Here is an 18,407-nt window from a genome sequence, read left to right as displayed (position 1 = left end):
GCCGGGGCCTCCGGATGGTGCGGTGCTGCGTGGACAGCTGGTGCTCAGGTCACCTCTTGACGGTGAACTTCGCGGTGTCCGAGCTGCGCTTCACGGTGTCGGATCCGAGGTACTTCACCTTCACCGTGTACGAGCCGGCCTTCAGGCCCTTCTTGATCGTCAGCGTGGCCTTGCCGTTCTTCAGCGTGACCTTCTGCGTCTTGCCGTCGACCTTGATCTTGACCTTGCCCGTGACGTCGCCCTTGGCCTTCACCTTGACGGAGAACGTGACGGACTTGCCGGGCTTCGGCGACTTCGGGGTCACCTTGACGGTCGTCGAGGAGTCGACCTTGGTCGGGACCGGGACGTCGCCTGCCTTCACCGTCGCGACGAAGGTGGTCTTCGCCTCGCTGATGGAGGAGTCGCCGCCGTAGGACGCCGTCAGGGTGTTCGCCCCGATGGGCAGGTCGGCCGCCAGCGTGACGATGGCCGAGCCGTCGACGAGCGTCGCCCGGCCCACCTCGGTGCCGTTGGCCTTGGTGACCACGACGGTGCCGGTGGGCGCGGTGCCCGTGGAGCCGTCGCGCGCGACGGTCACCTTGGCCGTGGAGGCCTCGCCGAACGTCGAGGGCTCCGGGACGTGGACGGCGCTGACCTTGGCGGCCAGCTTGCAGTCGATCACCTTGACGTTGTCGACGTACCAGCCCTCGTTGCCACCGCAGCCGTCGCGACCGATGTCGAAGCGGAGCTGCAGGGTGTCACCGGGCTTGGCGCCGGCCGCAGTCAGGTTGATCTGCGACTGGCCCCAGCTGCCCTTGGTCTCGCCACCGTCGGTGCCCGTGAAACCGGGCTGGCCCGCGAGCGGGTTGGTGTTGGTGGCCGGGCCGGTGAGGGTCGTCGGCGCGTTGTAGATGAAGGCCGCAGCCGGGACGGCCGTGAAGGCACCGCCGTTGAGGCTCATCTTCACGTTGCCGCCGTCGTAGCCGATCTCCGTCGCGACGTAGTGCTCGAAGGAGATCTTCGGGGCCCGCAGGGTTCCGGGCAGCTCGACGATGGGGCTGGTGATCGAGTCGCGACCCGAGAAGTCACCCTCACCGTTGGTGCACTGGCCGTCGTCGGGCGCCGGACCGAAGGCGACCTTGCTCGCGTGCGGAGCACCGGTGCCCGCCGGGGCGTTGGCCACGCTGCGCCACGCCTCGTTGAGACCACCGGTGAACACGACCTCGCTGCTGGGGGTCCAGCCGGCCAGGCCGTCCTCGAAGTCCTCGCTCCAGAGCACGTTCTCGGTGAAGCCCGCACCACAGGTGGCGGGGGCGTTCTTGGCGAGGAGCGCCTTGAAGGCGCACTTCACGGGCGCCGTGCGCATCTCGGTCGCAGCGGTGGCGGCCTGCACCGAGGCGCAGTCGCCGGCGGCGATCGGGGTCGCAGCCACCGGGGTGGCGTTGGGCGCGGTCGTCAGCTTGTTGAGCGGCTGGCCCACCAGGTCGACACAGGACTGCTCGAAGGCGGTCGCGGCGTCGGTGAAGTTCGACTGCGGGGTGAGGTAGGCGCTCTGGGCGCGCCACCAGATGGCGGCGGCCTTGTCGAGGCCGAGACCGGTCACGGTCTGGCCGTTGTAGGTGCCACCGTCGACGACGAGGGCGTACGCGTGGTTCGGGACACCGGAGTTCGAGTGCACGCCACCGGCGTCGGCGCCGGTCGGGTCACACTTGTACTCGGCGTCGCTGACCTTGCCCGGGTCGCCGTAGCAGGTGGGGTTCCACATGTCGCGGATGGCGCCGCCGAAGGCGGTGGACTTCTCACCCATCAGCCAGCGGGTGGTGACCGGTCGGGTCGACACGTCGTCGGCCTTGACCGACACCGTGACCGCGCCCGTGGTGCTCTTGAACTTCGTGCCGTCGGCCTGGGAGACCATCACGCCGTAGAGCGCGGGGTCACCGGTGAAGCCGGCCGGCGGGTCGACGTTGTTGTTGCCGATCACGATGCCGGCCGCGTTGGCCGCCTTGGCGTTGGCCACCTTGTCGGCGAAGGCGCAGGTGCCGCGGTCGACGTAGGCCCACTTGCCGACGACGGCGGCGGCGTTGGTGAAGGTGCTGCAGCCGTCGGTCGTGGTCGGGCCGGCGGTGTTGGCGGCGTCCCTGGCCGAGACCACGTCGGCGGTGATCGCCGTCGTGGGGATGGCCTTGGCACCCGTCGCCGCGACGGCGACGCACGGGCCGGCCAGGTTGGCGGGCGCGGTGATCGTCATGGTCAGGCCGGGCGGCGCGGTGACGTCACAGTCGCCGACCACGCGCTTGGTCTGGAAGTTCTCGTTCTCGTCCTCGCGGCCGTTGATGAGGTCGAGGGTCTCGCCCCAGACGTCGGAGTAGGACTCGTTGAGCGCACCGGACTGGTACTGGTAGATCAGGCCGGAGGTGTACTCGGTGTAGGCGTGACCCCACTCGTGCGAGACGACGTCGTCGGACGTGACGCCGTTGCAGTAGTTGGTGGTGATGCCGTTCCAGTTGGCGTTCGGGCAGCTGATGCGCGGGTCGTTGTTGACCGTCCGCATCCGCGCGCCCGCGCCGTCGTAGGAGTCGCGGCCGAAGGTGTTGCGGTAGAGCCAGTAGGACTCGCCCGCGGAGTTCACCAGGTTCTGCTGGTCGGTGTTGAGCGTGCCGGGGAAGGCGTCTCCCTCCTTCCAGACAGGCGTGATGACCGGGTTCTGCGCGGTGCCGGTGGCCTCGGAGAGCTCGCGGTCGAGCGCGTCGTTGGCCATCGACCAGCGGTTGAGCGCCTTGCCGGTCTGCGCGTCGATGAACACGACGTCGCGGATGTTCTTCTCGTTGGTCACCTCGACCTCGTAGGCCAGGACGGCCTTGCCGGCGTCACCGCGGGTCGCACCCATGCGGTAGACGACGAGGTCGGCGGACTTGGGGGCGATGCCCGTGACGTCCGCGGGCGTGCCCTCCTCCGTGGTGGGGACGTCCTCCTTGACGACGCCGACGGCGCGCTTGCCGGCGTCGGCCGCGGTGACGCGCGGGTCGACGGAGAGGTCCAGGTTCGGTGCGGCGTAGCCGTTGACCGACGTCAGGTCGCCCTGGTCGTCGACGTTCGCGCGCAGCATCGAGCCGAACACGTCCACGCCCTTGTACTTCTGGGTGAACGTGACCGTCCAGCCGGCGGCGGAGGTCTGGACGTCGCGGCGGACCAGCTCGTCGGGGCGGGCGCCGAAGTTCGTGGCGTAGTCGGCCAGGTAGGCGTCGACCTTGTCGCGGGCGGCGGCGAGCGAGTCGCCCTGCACGCCGGGGAGCAGGTCCCCGTCGCCCTTCACGCGGATGAAGCCCACCTTGTTGGTGGACTCCTCGCGCGTCACTGCGACCGAGCCGTCGGCCGCTGCCGTCATGCCGGCGATGCCGTTGTCGGCCGTGGCGGCCGGTGCTGCCTGCACTCCGAGCGTGGGGATGGCGGCGAGTCCCGCTCCCACGACGGCCAGTGCAAGTCCTCTGCTGAGGAGCTTCACGTGTTTCCTCCGATTCCGAGATGCACTCGGAGCCGGAGTGACCCGAGTGATCCGGCTCACCATAAGTAGGACGTCCTCCTGTTGGGAAGAGCGAATGCCGGACAACGTCCGAAGAGGTGGGGCGGGGGACGAGACGACCGTCACGAGCAGGTCCGGGCGGCGACACGCACGCCTGTGATCCATGTGACTGGTGTGACTGACCCGTAGGGTTCGGACCATGGCGACCCGTACGTCTTCCCCGCCGGGGTCGCGGAGCTCGAGCACGTCCAAGACCAGCGCGTCCAGCAGGTCGAAGAAGGGTTCGAGCACCCGATCACGGAGTACCAGCAAGCGCCCCGCCCCTCGCAGCAGCACTGCGAAGGGCCGGAGCCGATCGAGCGCGTCCTCGCGCCCAGCCCCGCGCGCCGTGCGCAGCGGGCAGGGTCCGGTCTCGCGGACGTTCGGCGTGCTCTTCCGCGGCGTCTCCGCCGTGTGGCTGGGCATCGCCCACGGCCTCGGCTCGGTCGCCCGCTCGATCGGGCAGTCCGCGCGTGACCTCGACCCCGAGCACCGCCGCGACGGTGCCGGGCTGTTCCTGATCGGCGTCGCGATGGTCGTCGCCGCCGCCGTGTGGTGGCAGCTGCCCGGCGGCGTCATGGAGCTCGCCCGCTCGGTGACCGCCGGCGCGCTCGGCAAGGTCGGCTGGTTCGTCCCGCTGTTCCTCGTGTACGCCGGCTGGCGCACGCTGCGCGACCCCGAGCGCAACGGCCCCGTGGGCCGCCAGGTGATCGGCTGGGTGGCCTTCGGGCTCGGCCTGCTCGGCATCGTGCACATCGCCAACGGCAACCCGCAGCCGGTCCTCGGCGACGCCTCCAACCTCCAGGAGGCCGGGGGAGCGGTCGGCTACGTCACCTCGAGCCTGCTCCTCGACCTGATGCAGACGTCGTACGTCGTCGTGCCCCTGCTCGCCCTGCTGGCGATCTTCGGCATCCTCATCATCACCGCGACGCCGATCTACCAGATCCCGGTCAAGCTCGCCGCGCTGCGCGACCAGGCCCTCGGCCGCACCCACGTCGAGCCGGAGGTCGACGAGCCCACCAAGCCGGTGCGCGCGCGCCGTCGCTCGATGCTCGACGACGACGTCGACCCGGAGATGGGCGACCCGGCCTACGACAGCCCGGTCCTGTCGGACCGTGAGCTGAAGAAGCGCCGCCGGAAGAAGGACGCGGAGGCCGAGCCCGACGAGGACTACGGCATCGACCTCTTCGCCGACCCGATCGACGCCGACGCGCCCACCGCGCTCACCCCTGCCGTGGGCAAGGACGACACCGGCAAGGTCGAGCCGCCGCCGCACACCCCGCTGCCGGCCCGCGTCGAGCAGCTCGCGCTGTCCGGCGACATCACCTACTCGCTGCCCGACAACTCCGCGCTCAAGCCCGGCTCGGTGCACAAGGCGCGGTCGAAGGCCAGCGACGCGGTCGTCGAGCGGCTGATGCAGGTGATGGACGAGTTCGGCATCGACGCCACCGTCACCGGCTACACCCGCGGTCCGACCGTGACCCGCTACGAGGTCGAGCTCGGCCCCGCGGTCAAGGTCGAGAAGGTCACGGCGCTGTCGAAGAACATTGCCTACGCCGTCGCGTCCGCCGACGTGCGGATCCTCAGCCCGATCCCCGGCAAGTCCGCGATCGGCATCGAGATCCCCAACACCGACAAGGAGATCGTCTCCCTCGGCGACGTGCTCCGGTCCACCACCGCCCGCTCGGACCACCACCCGATGGTGGCCGGCCTCGGCAAGGACGTGGAGGGCGGCTTCGTGGTCGCCAACATGGCCAAGATGCCGCACCTGCTGGTGGCGGGCGCCACCGGCTCGGGAAAGTCGTCGTTCATCAACTCGCTGATCACCTCGATCCTGATGCGCTCCACGCCCGACGAGGTGCGGATGATCATGGTCGACCCCAAGCGGGTCGAGCTCAACGCCTACGAGGGCGTGCCGCACCTGATCACGCCGATCATCACGAACCCCAAGAAGGCCGCCGAGGCGCTGGCATGGGTCGTGCGCGAGATGGACATGCGCTACGACGACCTGGCCAACTTCGGCTTCCGCCACATCGACGACTTCAACAAGGCCGTCCGGGCCGGCAAGGTCGAGGTGCCGGCGGGCAGCGAGCGCACGCTGACGCCGTACCCCTACCTCCTCGTCATCGTCGACGAGCTGGCCGACCTGATGATGGTCTCGCCCCGCGACGTGGAGGACTCGGTCGTCCGCATCACCCAGCTCGCCCGCGCGGCCGGCATCCACCTGGTGCTCGCCACGCAGCGGCCCTCGGTCGACGTCGTCACCGGCCTGATCAAGGCCAACGTGCCGTCGCGCCTGGCGTTCGCGACCTCCTCGCTCGGCGACAGCCGCGTCATCCTCGACCAGCCCGGCGCCGAGAAGCTGGTCGGCCAGGGTGACGGCCTGTTCCTGCCGATGGGTGCGTCCAAGCCGGTGCGCGTGCAGGGTGCGTGGGTCACCGAGGCCGAGATCCACCAGGTGGTCAAGCACTGCAAGGACCAGCTGGAGCCGACCTACGTCGAGGACGTCACGGCGCCGAAGGAGGCCAAGCGCGACCTCGACGACGACATCGGCGACGACATGGACCTGGTCGTCCAGGCGATCGAGCTCGTCGTGTCGACGCAGTTCGGCTCGACCTCGATGCTCCAGCGCAAGCTGCGCGTGGGCTTCGCGAAGGCCGGTCGCCTGATGGACATCATGGAGAGCCGTGGTGTCGTCGGCCCGAGCGAGGGCTCGAAGGCGCGTGACGTCCTGGTCAAGCCGGACGAGCTCGATTCCGTGATCGCCACGTTGGAAGGGGGAGCCTGATGAGCACGATGATCGACGACCACGAGGTCCACGAGGAGGCCGCGGGTCCCGTGCCAGCCGCCGTCCCCGACCACGTGGAGGTACGCCGCCACGCCGGCGTCGCCGCCGGCGTGGGGCTGACCGCCTCCGCCGTCGCCATCGCCTACTTCGGCCGGGCCACCCAGTCCGGCTCGGCCCTGGACTGGGCGTTCGTGGTCGCGATGGGGCTGCTCGGCGCCTACTGGCTCGTGGGCCTGGTCGACGCCCGCACGCCGCTGCTCGTGGCCGACGCCCAGGGCATCCGGATCCGGCTCGGTCGCACGTGGCGCGGCCTGCCCTGGACCGCCGTCCACCACGTCGAGCACACCCCCCGGCGCGGCCTCCTGCGCGACGGCCGGCTCGTGGTCGTGCCCCACAACCTGGAGCTGATCGAGGCCGAGCTGACCGGCGCCGGCAAGCGCCACACCAGCATCTCGCGCCTGCTGCACGGCGCACCGTTCGCGGTGCCGCTCGGGCTCTCGACCCGCGTCGTCGGCGCCGGTGGCGACCTCACCGAGGCGCTCGGCCGGGTCGCGCGCGACCCGGGCCAGGTCGTCGTGGTCGAGCCCGTCGTGGCCGAGCCCGCCGTGGACGACTCGGTGGAGGAGCCGGTGGAGGAGCCGGTGGAGGAGCCGGTGGACGACCTCGTCCCCGACGAGCCCGTCGAGGACACCGTCGTCGCCAGCCCGACGCCGGCTGCCCTGCGGGAGACGGGCGTGGCCCGCCGCTCAGAGGTCCGGCGTGACTTCGTGCCGGCCGACGACCTGCACGACGACCTCGACGACCTCGACGACCGGCCCGCCGGTCGCGAGCTGCGCAGCCCCGGCCGGGTGAGCCTGGTCGAGGAGACCCAGTCGTGGGGCGACCGCGTCCGCGCGATCGCCCGTGCGGGGGAGCCCGTGGAGCCGCTCGTGCTCGACGACTTCGAGGTCGAGCCCGCCGAGGACCCGGTCATCGGTCCGGAGCTCGCCGCCGCTCGCACCCGCCTCGGGCTGTCGGTCGACCAGCTCGCCGAGCGCACCCGCATCCGTCCCCACGTGATCGAGGCCGTCGAGGTCGACGACTTCGAGCCGTGCGGTGGTGACTTCTACGCCCGGGGGCACCTGCGCACCCTGGCCCGCGTGCTCGGCATCGACGTGGCGCCGCTGCTGGCGTCGTACGACGAGCGCTACGCGCACGCGCCCATCAACCCGCGCCGCGTCTTCGAGGCCGAGCTGGCGACCGGTGCCAACGGGTCGATCCGCGGCACCCGCGGCGGTCCGAACTGGTCGGTCCTCGTCGCCGTCGTGATGGCCCTCGTGCTCGCGTGGTCGATCGCCCGACTGGTGATGGACACCCCGCCCGACGTGCGGGGCGACACCCCGGTCCTCAACGGGTCCGGCGGTCCGCAGGGCGCGGGCAACGCCCCCGCCGCCGACCCGGTGGCCGTCGTCGTGACCGCGCCCTCCGGGGGCGCCCAGGTCGTCGTCCGCGACGGCTCCGGCGAGGAGGTCTTCAAGGGCAACCTGGCCGTGGGGGAGACGCGCGAGCTCAAGGCGTCCCCGCCCGTGCGCGTGATGTCCACCGACGGCTCCGTCACCGTCTCCCTCGCCGGCGGCGATGCCCGCGCGGTCGGTGAGCCCGGTGTCGCCGGGCAGGGGACCTACGTCGTCGACTGACCGACCGGCGCACCCGGACCGATCCGCACCCGGACCGATCCGCACCCGGACCGATCCGCACACGTGTCCGAGACGTCGCCCCTCAGCCTGCTGGCCGAGGGCCGTGTCTCGGACACGCGTGACGTCCGGGGCGCCGCGCTAGCGCCCGACGGGCACGCAGAGCACCGGGCGGTCGGACAGGTGCAGCAGCTTGTGGGGCGTCGAGCCCAGGAGGGCGCCGCGGAACGGGCTGTCGCCTGCCGTGCCGACGACGATGACCGTCGCGTCGAGCTCGTCGCCGACCTGGACGAGCGCGTCCGCCGGCTTGGCGTCGACCAGCCGGACGCTGACCTCGATCCCGGCGTCCTGGGCGCGGGACAGGGCGTGCGCGGTCGCCGTACGCCCCATCTCCATCAGCGCCTCGCGGTGCACCCGCGCCTCGTCGCCCATGCCGCCGGGCGGGGCGGCGCCGTAGACCAGGACGAGGTCCTCGCCGAACTTGGTCGCCACCTCGATGGCGGCGGCCAGCGCTGCCTCCGACCCGGGTGACTCGTCGTAGCCCAGGAGCACGGTCATGGGTTCATCCCTCCAGTCCGTCGGGGTCGGGTCGCGGCGGCTTGAGGCCGTGCACCACGTCGGGGTCGGGCAGCGACGGGCGCTCGTCCCAGTAGCTCGCGTCGCGGGTGCGCCAGAAGAGCATGAACGCCACGCCGACCAGGAACACCGCGATCCCGATGACCAGCGGCGGCCCGACTCCCAGCCACGCCTGCCCGCTGTAGGAGTTCGACGGGTCGGACTGGTCGCGCACCGAGAGCACGAGCAGCCAGACGAGCATGAGCGCCCCGACGACCGGGCCCACCCCGATGAGGACGAAGCTGCGCACGCTCTCGGTGAGGTGCCTGCGGTAGTAGATCGCGCACGCGACACCGGTCAGCGCGTAGTAGAAGGCGATCAGGAGCGCGAGCGCGGTGAGGGAGTCGAAGAGCGCGTTCTCGCTGATGAGGTACATCCCGACGTACCAGGCGATCGCGATCGCAGCGACGACCCACGTGCTGACGTCGGGCGTGCGGTGCTGCGGGTGGATGTGGCCGATCCGGGACGGGATCGCGGCGCGCCGCGCCATCGACAGGCCGGTCCGCGAGGCCGGGATGATCGTGGTCTGCGTCGAGGCGATCGCCGCCGTCGACACCGACAGCAGCAGGATCCACCCCCAGCCGCCGAGCACCTCGGTCGCCAGGACGTAGAAGACGTACTCCTCCTCGCCGGCGTTGTCGGTCAGCCACTGCGTGCCGGCGAAGGCGACGACGGCGACCGCCACGGAGACGTACGTCGCCAGCAGCACGACCGTCGACAGCATCGCCGCGCGGCCAGGGGTCTTGTCGCCGTCCGTGGTCTCCTCGCTGAGGTTGACCGCGGACTCCCAGCCCCAGTAGGCGAAGACGCCGAGCAGCAGCCCGGAGCTCAGCGCCGCACCTCCCGCGCCGAACGGGTTGAGCCAGCCGAGGGACGGGGTCAGCTCGTCGAGCGGGCTGTCGCCGCTCGTGGCCCGGACGAGCGCGACGACGGCGAAGACCAGCAGCGAGACGACCTGCACGAGGATCAGGAGGTTCTGCAGGCGGGCCGAGACGTCGGTGCCGAGCACGCAGATCCACGTCATCACGATCACGAGCGCGATGGCCGCAGGCATCCGGATCCAGGCATTGTCGCCGGCATCGACCAGGGCGTCGCTCCGCACGAGCTCACCGACGCCGTAGAGGCCGAACCGCACGCCCACGTCGGCCAGCGAGCCGACGATCAGGACGCCGGTCATCATGATCGCCCAGCCTCCGAGCCAGCCGAACCACGGACCCATCGCCCGGGTCACCCAGCTGAACGTCGTGCCGCAGTCGGGGTCGACGCGGTTGAGGTAGAGGAACGCGGCGGCGATGAGGGCCATCGGCACGAACGAGGCCAGCAGGATGCCGGGCGCGTGGACGCCGGCGAGCGCGGTCACCGCGCCGATGATCGCCGCGAGGCTGTAGGCCGGCGAGGTCGAGGCGAGACCGATCACCAGCGCGTCGGTGAAGCCGATGGCCCCGGCCTTCAGCTCGCCCTGCTGTGCCTGTGTGTCCGTCATCGGATCTCCGCTCCCCGGTGTCCGATGTCTACCGGAGCGGAGGTCGGCGCGGAAGGCCTGAATGGGGGAAGTGGACTCCGGAACCGGCATACTCGGAGTGCGATGACGACTGACACCGAACGTGCCCCGGCCCCTCTGGACACCCCCCTGAACGTTGCTGTGGTGACGCTGGGCTGTGCGCGCAACGAGGTCGACTCCGAGGAGCTCGCCGGTCGGCTCGAGGCGGGGGGCTTCGTGCTCGTCGCCGACCCGGAGGACGCCGACACGGTCGTCGTCAACACCTGCGGCTTCGTCGAGGCGGCCAAGAAGGACTCGGTCGACACGCTGCTCGAGGCCGCCGACCTCAAGGAGTCGGCCGGCCACGGCGGCAAGGCGCAGGCCGTCGTCGCGGTGGGCTGCCTGGCCGAGCGCTACGGCAAGGACCTGGCCGAGTCGCTGCCCGAGGCCGACGCCGTGCTCGGCTTCGACGACTACCCCGACATCGCCGCCAAGCTGCGCGCGATCGTCGGCGGCGAGACCCACCACCCGCACACGCCGTCCGACCGTCGCCTGCTGCTCCCGATCTCTCCGGTCGACCGCGACGCGTCCGCCATCTCGGTCCCCGGCCACGAGCCGGTCGCCGCCGACACCAGCGAGATCGGTGCCGGTGCGCCCGCGACGGGACCCCGCGCCGTACGCCGTCGCCTCGACTCCGGTCCGATGGCGCCGCTCAAGCTGGCGAGCGGCTGCGACCGCCGCTGCACCTTCTGCGCGATCCCGGCCTTCCGCGGGTCCTTCGTCAGCCGGCGCCCGAGCGACGTCGTCCACGAGGCCCGGTGGCTCGCCACCCAGGGCGTCAAGGAGATCTTCCTCGTCAGCGAGAACTCCACGTCCTACGGCAAGGACCTCGGCGACCTGCGGCTGCTCGAGACGATGCTCCCGGAGCTGTCGGCGATCGAGGGGATCGAGCGCGTCCGCGTCTCCTACCTCCAGCCCGCCGAGACCCGCCCGGGCCTGATCGAGGCCATCGCCTCGACGCCCGGGGTGGTGCCGTACTTCGACCTCTCCTTCCAGCACGCCAGTGCCACCGTGCTGCGCCGCATGCGCCGCTTCGGCGACCCCGAGAGCTTCCTCGGCCTGCTCGAGCAGGTCCGGGGCCTCGCCCCGCTCGCCGGCGTCCGTTCCAACGTCATCGTCGGCTTCCCCGGCGAGACCGATGAGGAGCTCCAGGAGCTCTGCGACTTCCTCGAGGCCGCGCGGATGGACGTCACCGGCGTCTTCGGCTACTCCGACGAGGACGGCACCGAGGCGGCCGGCTTCGCCGACGACCTCAAGCTCGACGAGGACGAGATCCGCGCCCGCACCGAGCACGTCACCGCGCTCGTCGAGGAGCTCAACGCCCAGCGGGCCGAGGAGCGCATCGGTGAGGAGGTCGTGGTGCTCGTGGAGTCCGTCACGGACGGCGTCGAGGGCCGCGCGGCCCACCAGGGCCCGGAGGTGGACGGTACGACGCTGCTGCTGGGCGCGGACGACGCGCAGGTCGGTGACCTGCTGACCGCGACCGTCACCGGCACCGACGGGGTCGACCTGGTCGCCACGACGGAGGGTGTCCGATGAGCACCGACCCCACGACCGGGCAGCAGCAGGCCTCGAACTTCAACATCGCCAACGTCCTCACGACGCTGCGGATCGTCCTGGTGCCCTTCTTCGGGTGGGCGCTGCTCGTCGACGACGGCACGTCGACCACGTGGCGGTGGGTGGCGTTCGGCATCTTCGCGGTCGCGATGATCACCGACAAGGTCGACGGCGACCTGGCCCGCAAGCACGACCTGATCACCGACTTCGGCAAGATCGCCGACCCGATCGCCGACAAGGCGATCACCGGCATGGCCTTCATCGGCCTCTCGATCGTCGGCGACATCTGGTGGTGGGTGACGATCGTCGTGCTGCTGCGCGAGTGGAGCGTGACGCTGCTGCGCCTGTCGGTGCTCAAGGACGTCGTCATCGCCGCCGCCCAGAGCGGCAAGATCAAGACGGTCCTCCAGGCCTTCGCGCTGGCCGGGCTGATCTGGCCGCTGCCGCACGGCGACGCCCACGGCGGTGCGTTCGACTTCTGGCCCGGTCCGACGGGTGAGGTGCTGTTCTACCTCGCCCAGGTGATGCTCGCCGCGGCCGTGGCGATGACACTGTGGTCGGGCTACGAGTTCTTCCGCGACGTCTGGAAGCAGAAGCGCCAGCGGCCGACGCAGGCCGCCTGAGGATCGCTGCCAGGTCGCCGTCAGGTCGTGACAGGCCTGGTGCCGATCTTTTGGCAACGATCGCGGAACAAGTAGCCCCGCGGCTGTCGCCAACTGTCGGTGGCGTGGGTCAGGATGCGCGGGACACATCCACCCGCACCCTCGGAGCACACATGCGCACACCCGCGCCCCTCTCGCCGCGTCACCTCGCGGCAGGCGTCGGCCTGGCCCTCCTGGCGGCCGGCCTGACGCCCCTCGTCGCCGCCCCGGCCCACGCCAATCCCGCAGGCACCGGCCTGGTCATCAGCGAGGTCTACGGCGCCGGCGGCTTCGCTGCAAGTGGCGACCTGCCCACCTCGGCCTTCACCCACGACTACATCGAGCTCTACAACCCGACCAGCTCGCCGGTCGACCTGAGCACGTGGGCGGTCTTCTACGGCAGCGCGACGCGGGCAACAGGTGCCAGCGTCAGCAACAAGACCAACCTGACGGGCACCATCCCGGCGCACGGGCACTACCTGATCCAGGGCAGCGGCAACGCGGCCAACGGTGCGCCCCTCCCCACCCCCGACGTGACGGGCAGCCTCTCGCTCGCCAGTGCGTCCGGCCTGGTGATCCTGAGCAACCAGCAGACCAGCCTCACGCCGACCACCGGTGACATCAAGGGCGCCACCGGCGTCGTCGACGCGGTCGGCTACGGCACGGCGAACACCTTCGAGACCGCGAACCAGGGCACGGTCCTGTCCGGCACGTCCGCGGCCACGCGTACGTCCGCGGGTGCGGACACCGACAGCAACCTGGCCGACTTCACCGTCGCCGCCCCGGACCCCGAGAACACCTCGGACGTCGACGGGGAGCCGCAGCCGACGGTCCTCGAGGCCACCTTCCCGGGCAACAAGTCCGGTCAGGTCGGTGCGGCGATCACTCCGTTCACGCTCGGTGCGACCGGGGGCACGTCGCCCTACACCTGGACGGCGACCGGACTGCCGGCCGGCGTGAGCATCAGCCCTGCGGGCCAGGTGAGCGGCACCCCGACCGCCACCGGAACGACGACCGTGACGGCGACGGCGACGGACTCGGCCACGCCGACCGCCGCGACCGATGACGTCACGTTCACCTTCACGATCACCGCGGCAGCCTCACTCATCGCCATCGCCCAGGTCCAGGGCACCGGCGCGACCACGCCGTTCGCCGGACAGCAGGTGAAGACGCAGGGCGTCGTCACCGCCAGCTATCCGACCGGTGGGCTCAACGGCTTCTACATCCAGACCCCGGGTGGCGACACGGTCAACGCCTCGGACGCGATCTTCGTCTACGGCGGCACCAGCGGTTTCGCGACCTACCCGGCCGTCGGCGACTCCGTCGAGGTCACGGGGCAGGCGAGCGAGTTCTCCGGTGCGACCCAGATCTCGGCCAGCCAGTCGGGCGTCGTGCCGATCGGCTCGCTCGGCACCGTCACCCCGAAGACGTCGATCCCCGGCACCGAGTGCGCCCTGCCCGGAACGACCTGCCTCACCGGCACGGCCCTCGACGAGGCCCGCGAGGTCGCCGAGGGAGAGCTGTTCCAGCCGACCGCACCGTGGACCGCCACCGACGTCTACGACGGCGGTCCGTACTACAGCGACGGGACCAACTCCGGCGCGTTCCGCGGCGAGATCGGTGTCGTGGCCAACAGCTCCAAGCCCCTGGTCGCTCCGACCGAGGTCATCGACGCCCAGGCGACCGCGCAGGTCGCCGAGCGCAAGGCGTACAACGACGCGCACCGGATCATCCTCGACGACGCCTCGAGCTGGACGTACTCGACGACCCAGAACGCCGACAAGCCGTTCCCGTGGTTCACCGCGGCGCACAGCGTGCGCGTCGGCTCCGCCATCACGTTCCCCAAGCCGGTGGTCTTCACCTTCGGCTTCAACGCGTGGCGCATCCTGCCGCAGGCCCAGGTCGTCGGAGACTCCACCGGCACCGTCGACTTCAGCCAGACCCGGCCCGCTGCTCCCGAGAACGTGGGCGGCGACGTGAAGCTGGCGACGTTCAACGTGCTGAACTTCTTCCCCACCACGGGTGAGGAGTTCGTGGCCTCGGGCCTCGGCACCTGCTCCTTCTACACCGATCGCGCTGCCAACCCGATCTCCAACAACCAGTGCAACCCCAACGGTCCACGCGGCGCCGCCAACGACGCCAACCTGGTCCGCCAGCGCGACAAGATCGTCGCGGCCATCAACACGGCCGCCGCCGACATCGTCTCCCTGGAGGAGCTGGAGAACTCGGTGAAGTTCGGCAAGGACCGTGACTTCGCCATCAACGCACTGGTGACCGCCCTCAACGCCGATGCCGGCGCAGGGACGTGGGCAGCCGTGCCGTCGCCGGCCACCCTGCCGCCGCTGGCCGAGCAGGACGTCATTCGCAACGGCTTCATCTACAAGCCCGCACGCGTGGCGCTCGTCGGCGAGTCGGTGGTGCTCAGCGACCAGTCGTCCGCAGGTGGGCCCTTCGAGGACGCTCGTGAGCCGCTCGCCCAGGCGTTCAAGCAGGTCGGGACCTCCGACGCGCGTGCATTCGCCGTGATCGTCAACCACTTCAAGTCCAAGGGATCGGGAACCGCGGACCCCTTCGGCCAGGGCAACGCCAACGACCGGCGCATCCTCCAGGCGCAGGGCCTCGTGACGTTCGCGGACTCGTTCAAGGCGGCTCGTGGCATCTCGCGGGTCTTCCTCGCAGGCGACTTCAACGCCTACTCGGAGGAGGACCCGATCCAGATCCTGAAGGCAGCCGGCTACACGAACCTGGAGTCGACCAGCAAGCCCGACGAGGAGACCTACAACTTCGACGGGATGGTCGGGTCCCTCGACCACGTCCTGGCGAACGGACCGGCCCTCAAGGACGTCAACGCGGTCGACATCTGGGACATCAACGGATACGAGTCGGTCTACTACGAGTACGCCCGGTTCAACTCCAACGTCACCAACCTCTACGCGCCGAACCCGTTCCGGTCCTCCGACCACAGCCCGGAGATCGTCGGGATCAACACCGCCCGCGACAACGTGACGGTCACCGGCACCGCTCGCGACGTCGTCTACGGAAAGGCCGGTTCGATCTCGGTCAAGGTCGCCCCGGCGGACGCGACCGGCACCGTGGTGGCCTCGCTGGGTCGCGACCGCGTGGGCTCGACGAGCCTGGTCTCGGGGCAGGGCACCATCGCACTCGCCGCGAAGTCGCTGCCCGTGGGGAGGCACACGCTGACCCTCGCCTACTCGGGCGACGCGACGCACAAGCCGGCGACCAGCACGGTCACCCTCAGGGTGAAGAAGGCGAAGGCCTCGATCAGCACCAAGGTCAGGCCCAAGAAGATCAAGGCCACGAAGGTCCGGGCCACGATCGCCGTGACCATCGACGCGCGGGGCTTCACGCCCACCGGCAAGGTCACGGTCAAGGTCGCGGGCGAGACCTACCGGGCCACGGTGAGGAAGGGCAAGGCGGTGGTGCGGCTCGACCGCTTCAAGAAGCCCGGGAAGTACACGGCGAAGGTCGCCTACTCCGGCGACGCCACCACCACGTCCGCCAGCAAGCGCATCACCATCAAGGTCAAGCCGCGTCGATGACGCGTTCCTGACGCAGCTCCAACCGCACGGCCCGGCCACTCCTCGGGGTGGCCGGGCGGTGCGGCCGACATGGGGTCGCGCACCCAGTCACCCCGGCGACGCGCCGGGTTATGGTGACGCGACTCGCACGCACTCAACCGGAAGGCCACCTCGTGTCAGCAACTCGATCCGGCGGCAAGCTCGCGCTTGCCGCCACCCTGACGGGGCTGCTCGCAGCCCCGCTCGCCGTCGTGACGACGGCGGTGCCGGCGCACGCCGCCCCCGTCCAGGTCCAGATCCTCGGGACCAACGACTTCCACGGCCGCCTCCTGCCCAACACGAGCAACGGCGCTCAGGAGGCTGGCGCAGCCCAGTTCGCCGGCGCGGTCAAGCAGCTGGAGGCCACCCACGCCAGTGGCCCGACCATCTTCGCGGCCGGCGGCGACCTGATCGGAGCCTCGACCTTCGAGTCGTTCATCCAGCGGGACAAGCCGACCATCGACGCTCTCAACGCGGCCGGACTGGACGTCTCGGCAGCGGGCAACCACGAGTTCGACGCTGGTTACAGCGACCTGGTCAGCCGGGTGATGGGCGCCTACGACGCCACCACCAACCCCGAGGGCGGCGCGAACTGGCAGTACATCGCCGCCAACGTGCGCAAGAAGTCCGACAACTCCTACGCGCTCCCCGACGTCACCGCCCGCACCCCTGACACCAACGACGTCTCCAACGGCGGTACGTGGACGACGACCGTGGCCGGCGTCAAGATCGGCTTCATCGGTGGCGTCACCGAGGACCTGCCCTCGCTCGTCTCGCCGTCCGGCATCGCCGACCTGAAGATCTCCAGCATCATCGCCGAGACCAACGCCGCCGCTGACGCGTTGAAGGCCGGCCCCGATGGCGCCGACCTCGTCGTGCTGCTCGTGCACGAGGGAGCACCCGACACCAGCCTGGCGTCGGCCTCGAGCAACAACAACGCGTTCGGACGCATCGTCAACGGCGTCGACTCCGACGTGAACGCGATCATCTCCGGCCACACCCACCTGGCGTACAACCACGTCATCGGGGGACGCCCGGTCGTCTCGGCAGGCCAGTACGGGACCAACCTCAACAAGCTGCTCTTCACCGTCGACCCCGACACCAACCAGGTGACGTTCGACGGTGGCGAGATCGTCCGTGCCAACACCGTCACCGTGACCGACTCGGCCGCGGTCGCCACGAAGAACGCGGTGCAGCAGAGCGTCAACTCCGCCGTCGCACAGGCTGACGTCCTCGGCGCCAAGGTCCTGGGCAAGGTCGGCGGTGCGTTCAACCGTGCCAAGCTCGCCGACGGCACGACCGAGAACCGTGGTGGCGAGTCGACGCTGGGCAACCTCGTCGCCGAGGTCCACCGCTGGGCCACGTCCACGCCGGAGGCCGGCGCCGCACAGATCGCCTTCATGAACCCCGGCGGGCTCCGCCAGGACATCAATGGCCCTGCTGACGTGACCTACAAGCAGGCCGCCGTCGTCCAGCCGTTCGCCAACACCCTGGTGAACATGAAGATGACCGGGGCACAGATCAAGACCGTCCTCGAGCAGCAGTGGCAGCGTGACGCAGCGGGCAACGTCCCGACGCGTGCCTTCCTCCGTCTCGGCGTGTCCGAGGGCTTCTTCGCGACCTACGACCCGACCAGGGCCGAGGGCAACCGGGTCACCGGCATGTACCTCAACGGCAAGGCGATCGAGCCCGCCACGCAGTACTCCGTGACGGCCAACTCGTTCCTCGCTGCTGGTGGCGACAACTTCCGCGGGTTCAGCGCCGCCACGGGCGCGCGTGACACCGGCAAGGCGGACCTGCAGGCGATGGTGGACTACATGGCCGCCAAGGCCGCGACGACGCCGCTGCCGGTCAAGGCCGACCAGCGCCAGGTCGGCGTGTCGTGGCCGGCCGGTGCGCCGCGCTTCTACCGCCTCGGCCAGGAGCTCAAGCTCAGCCTCTCGTCGCTCGCCATGAGCACCGCAGTCGACGCCAAGGACGCCACGCTGGCCGTCAAGGTCGGCGAGGTGGGCGTCACCTCCGCCAAGGTGGACAACACCGTCGGCACCGCGCAGGACGACGAGCAGGGCAAGAGTGCCGTCACGGTCGAGCTCAAGGGGAAGGTGAAGAAGGGCAAGCAGATGCTGACCTTCACCGGCCCGACGACCGGCACGACGTTCTCGATCCCGGTCGACATCCGCAAGGCCAAGGCGGAGGTCAAGGCGCGCGTGAAGCCCGCCCGCATCGTCAAGAACAAGACCCGCGCCCGGATCAAGATCAAGGCCTCGGCGCTCGGCATCAAGGCCGTGACCGGCAAGGTCGTGGTCAAGGTCGGCGGCAAGAAGTACACCGCCAAGCTGAAGAAGGGCAAGGCGATCGTCCGCCTCGACCGGTTCAGCAAGACCGGCACCAAGCGCGTCGTCGTGAAGTACGCCGGCAGCCAGAAGGTCCGCACGAAGCAGGCCGTGGTGAAGATCAAGATCCGCAAGAAGTGATGA

General features: G+C 70.4%; 9 protein-coding genes. 6 read left to right on the top strand and 3 right to left on the bottom strand.

The window, feature by feature from the left end; all coding sequences use genetic code 11:
* Nucleotides 1-49: 49 nt before the first annotated feature.
* The gene (locus EUA93_RS22115; RefSeq protein WP_129401673.1) at nt 50-3,481 is read right to left on the bottom strand and encodes a M4 family metallopeptidase; all 3,432 of its coding nucleotides are present in this window, start codon (nt 3,479-3,481) and stop codon (nt 50-52) included.
* A gap of 217 nt (nt 3,482-3,698) precedes the next feature.
* Between EUA93_RS22115 and EUA93_RS18050 the strand changes: the two genes are divergently transcribed.
* Both EUA93_RS18050 and EUA93_RS18045 read left to right on the top strand, forming a co-directional pair.
* Nucleotides 3,699-6,326, top strand: a complete 2,628-nt coding sequence (locus EUA93_RS18050) for an FtsK/SpoIIIE family DNA translocase (RefSeq protein WP_207208827.1) — start codon at nt 3,699-3,701, stop codon at nt 6,324-6,326.
* Nucleotides 6,326-8,002: a helix-turn-helix domain-containing protein gene (locus tag EUA93_RS18045; RefSeq protein WP_129401672.1), complete on the top strand. Its 1,677-nt coding sequence runs from the start codon at nt 6,326-6,328 to the stop codon at nt 8,000-8,002. The genes EUA93_RS18050 and EUA93_RS18045 overlap by 1 nt, the downstream gene beginning before the upstream one ends.
* Nucleotides 8,003-8,140: 138 nt before the next feature.
* Here the strand turns inward: EUA93_RS18045 and EUA93_RS18040 are convergent, their stop codons facing one another.
* Nucleotides 8,141-8,557 carry a universal stress protein gene (locus tag EUA93_RS18040; RefSeq protein WP_129401671.1) on the bottom strand — a complete coding sequence of 139 codons (417 nt, stop codon included), beginning with the start codon at nt 8,555-8,557 and terminating at the stop codon, nt 8,141-8,143.
* A 4-nt stretch (nt 8,558-8,561) separates the two neighbouring features.
* On the bottom strand, nt 8,562-10,097 hold the full coding sequence (locus EUA93_RS18035; protein ID WP_129401670.1) for an APC family permease: 1,536 nt from the start codon (nt 10,095-10,097) through the stop codon (nt 8,562-8,564).
* Nucleotides 10,098-10,244: 147 nt separating this feature from the next.
* On the opposite strand from EUA93_RS18035, the gene rimO reads away from it, so the two are divergent.
* From rimO to EUA93_RS18015, 4 genes are all read left to right on the top strand, one after another.
* Nucleotides 10,245-11,693, top strand: a complete 1,449-nt coding sequence (gene rimO, locus EUA93_RS18030) for a 30S ribosomal protein S12 methylthiotransferase RimO (protein ID WP_207208856.1) — start codon at nt 10,245-10,247, stop codon at nt 11,691-11,693.
* The gene (gene pgsA / locus EUA93_RS18025; RefSeq protein ID WP_129401668.1) at nt 11,690-12,334 is read left to right on the top strand and encodes a CDP-diacylglycerol--glycerol-3-phosphate 3-phosphatidyltransferase; all 645 of its coding nucleotides are present in this window, start codon (nt 11,690-11,692) and stop codon (nt 12,332-12,334) included. Before rimO ends, pgsA begins: the two co-directional genes overlap by 4 nt.
* Before the next feature lie 152 nt (nt 12,335-12,486).
* Nucleotides 12,487-15,912: an ExeM/NucH family extracellular endonuclease gene (locus EUA93_RS18020; protein ID WP_129401667.1), complete on the top strand. Its 3,426-nt coding sequence runs from the start codon at nt 12,487-12,489 to the stop codon at nt 15,910-15,912.
* A 152-nt stretch (nt 15,913-16,064) separates the two neighbouring features.
* Nucleotides 16,065-18,404 (top strand): bifunctional metallophosphatase/5'-nucleotidase, encoded by a 2,340-nt coding sequence (locus tag EUA93_RS18015; protein WP_207208826.1) that lies wholly within the window; start codon nt 16,065-16,067, stop codon nt 18,402-18,404.
* Nucleotides 18,405-18,407: the final 3 nt, after the last annotated feature.

It is taken from the genome of Nocardioides oleivorans (assembly GCF_004137255.1).
Classification (GTDB): Bacteria; Actinomycetota; Actinomycetes; order Propionibacteriales; family Nocardioidaceae; genus Nocardioides; species Nocardioides oleivorans.
This window is presented reverse-complemented; position numbering and strand designations above follow the sequence as displayed.